Origin of the sequence: Pseudoxanthomonas sp. J31 (assembly GCF_000510725.1) — a bacterium.
Lineage (GTDB): Bacteria > Pseudomonadota > Gammaproteobacteria > Xanthomonadales > Xanthomonadaceae > Pseudoxanthomonas.
Map to the genome: position 1 here is coordinate 1 of NZ_AZNZ01000024.1, position 2,341 is coordinate 2,341.

Annotated in this window: 2 protein-coding genes; both read right to left on the bottom strand. The window is 72.0% G+C overall.

The genetic code is table 11. The annotated features are described in order from the left end of the window. The coding region (locus PSEJ31_RS0113955; RefSeq protein ID WP_028915809.1) for a PAS domain-containing protein at positions 1–1,365 on the bottom strand (1,365 nt) is incomplete at its 3' end. A gap of 532 nt (positions 1,366–1,897) precedes the next feature. Beyond that, positions 1,898–2,341 (bottom strand): methyl-accepting chemotaxis protein (locus PSEJ31_RS0113960; RefSeq protein ID WP_028915810.1); only part of this gene is annotated, 444 nt, incomplete at its 5' end.

Here is a 2,341-nt window from a genome sequence, read left to right on the forward strand (position 1 = left end):
GGCCGAGGCGGCCTGGATGCGCGAGACGATGGAGGTCAGCTGGTCGACGGTGGCGTTGGCGTCGTCGCGCATGCGCGCGAACACGCCGTGGAACTGGCCCTCCATGCGCACCGTCAAGTCGCCTTGGGCCAGGGCGGTCAGCACCGCGGACAGGCGGCTGGCGGTGTGGGCGAAGTTGTCCAGCAGGCCGTTGAGGCTGCGCGACAGCGACAGGGTGAACCCATGCTTGTCGTCCAGACGCAGGCGCCCGGACAGGTTGCCGGCGACGGCGTCTTCGACCACGCGCGACAGTTCCTCCTCGGTCCGGACCTCCTCGGTGCGGTCCAGCCACTCGACCACGTACCCGATCACCTGGCCGGCCGCGTCCTTCACCGGGTTCACCGTCAGTCGCATGACGTGGCCGCCGACCTGGATCTGCGCCCGGTGGGTGCCTTCGAGCGCCGACAGGATGCGGGACTGGTGGGCGGGATTGCGGTGGAAGCTGTCGATGCTGCCGCCGATCAGGTTGGCCACTTCGAAGTGCGGCAGCTCGCGGCGGATATCGGCTTCGGCCCGGCCCAGGGTTTCCAGCAACGACGGGTTGGCGTAGACGATCGTGCGGTCGGCGTCGGCGATCATCACGTTGGTGGTCACGCAATCCAGCGCGGCGCGGATGCGCAGGGCCTCGCGGTCGGCCTCGCGCCCGTGCTCCAGGTGCCGCGCCAGCCGGGCGTCCAGTGCCAGCAAGGCTCCGGCCAGCGAGCCGGGCGTCACCGCCATGGCCGCGGCGTCCGCGGGCAGCGGCTGTCCGGCGGCCAGTCCGCGGGCCAGCTGCGCCAGCCGGGGTGGTTCGCCGCCCAGCTCGAGCAGTTCGCGGCGCAGCTGCGCTGCCATCGCCGCCAGCAGGGCGGCCGCAATGGCCATGCAGGCCAGCTGCAGCACGACCGTGCCGCCGGCCATGCCCTGCAGATCGGGCCCGACGAGGGCGTAGCCGGCGATCGCCGCTGCGGCCACCGCCAGCGGCAGCCAGTCGCGGTAGTACAGCAATGCCGCGACCAGCACGATCGCGCCGATGCGCAGGTCGGCCGCATCGCAGGCCTGGTGGGCCAGGGTTGCCACCAGCACCATCAGGGCCAGCGCGACCACGGCGCGGCTGGTCCGGGTGCCGCGGGCCAGCCGTCCAAGTACCACCGCCACCGCGGCCGCGGGCAGGGCCGCCAGCAAGGCCGGGCTCCATTCGCCCCGCCATGCGGCCACGCCCAGCGAGGCGGTGGCCAGGATGCAGGCCAGCGCCAGGAATGGCCGGTCCGCTGCCGCTTCCCGTTCCTGCAGGAAGTCGTGAGGTTGGCGACCCGTCAGCCTGGCCGCGGACGTTGCATGGTTCATCGGGGTGTCCTCATGGGATGGAGGCGGGAGCTGGCCTGGCCGGCAGAAGGCATGGCAATGGCCGCGCCGGGCAGGCGTGGCCGTTGCAGGCGGGCGGCGCCACGGCTCCGGTCGCCGGCGCAGCGCGGGCGGGCGGTGGTATCGGCGGGAAAAGGATGGCAAGCGACGTCCGCGGTGCCGGCAGGCAGGCGGATCAGGGCAATGCGGAAATGGGGTGGCCGCGCCCCCGGTCGTCCGGGCGTCGGCACACGTACCGGCCCTGGCCCGCGGTTGCAGGCAGGTGGGGACGGTCGCCAGGGCGGCGAATCCTGTAGCCAGCGGCACGCTGCCGCGCGCGACGGTCATCCCGGCGCGCGGGCAGGACCGCGAATCGAACACGATCACGACAGGCTCCCATGAGCCAGCACTTCAACTGCACGTACCCCTCCCAGGGTCGTATCGGGTTGATCGGCCGCAATTTGCGGGTATTTAGGTGGTTTGAGTGGTTTTAATCGCTACTGCGATCGTCCGCACTCTTTGCCGCATGGCGCGCTCAGAATTCGGCCCAGTCCGACTCCTGGTCCAGCGCGGCATTGCCTTCGGCGCGCGCCACCGGCCTGTGCCCGCGCACCGGCGCGGGCAGCGGGGTCGCGACTGCGGTCGGGCGGAACACCGGGGCGGGCAGGGGACCTGCGGCGCCGTCCTCCAGGCGGAACGCGGCGATCGCCTGGACCAGGCCGACTGCCTGTTCTTCCATGGCGCGCGCGGCGGCGGAGGCTTCCTCGACCAGCGCGGCGTTCTGCTGGGTGGTCTCGTCCATCTGGGCGATGGTGCGGCTGGCCTGGGCCACACTGTCGGCCTGTTCCTGCGAGGCGGAGGAGATCTCGGCCATGATGTCGGTGACGCGCTGCACCGAGGCCACGATCTCGCCCATGGTCTTGCCGGCCTGCTCGGCCAGCTGGGCGCCATCGGCGACCTTGCCGGTGGAGTCCTCGAT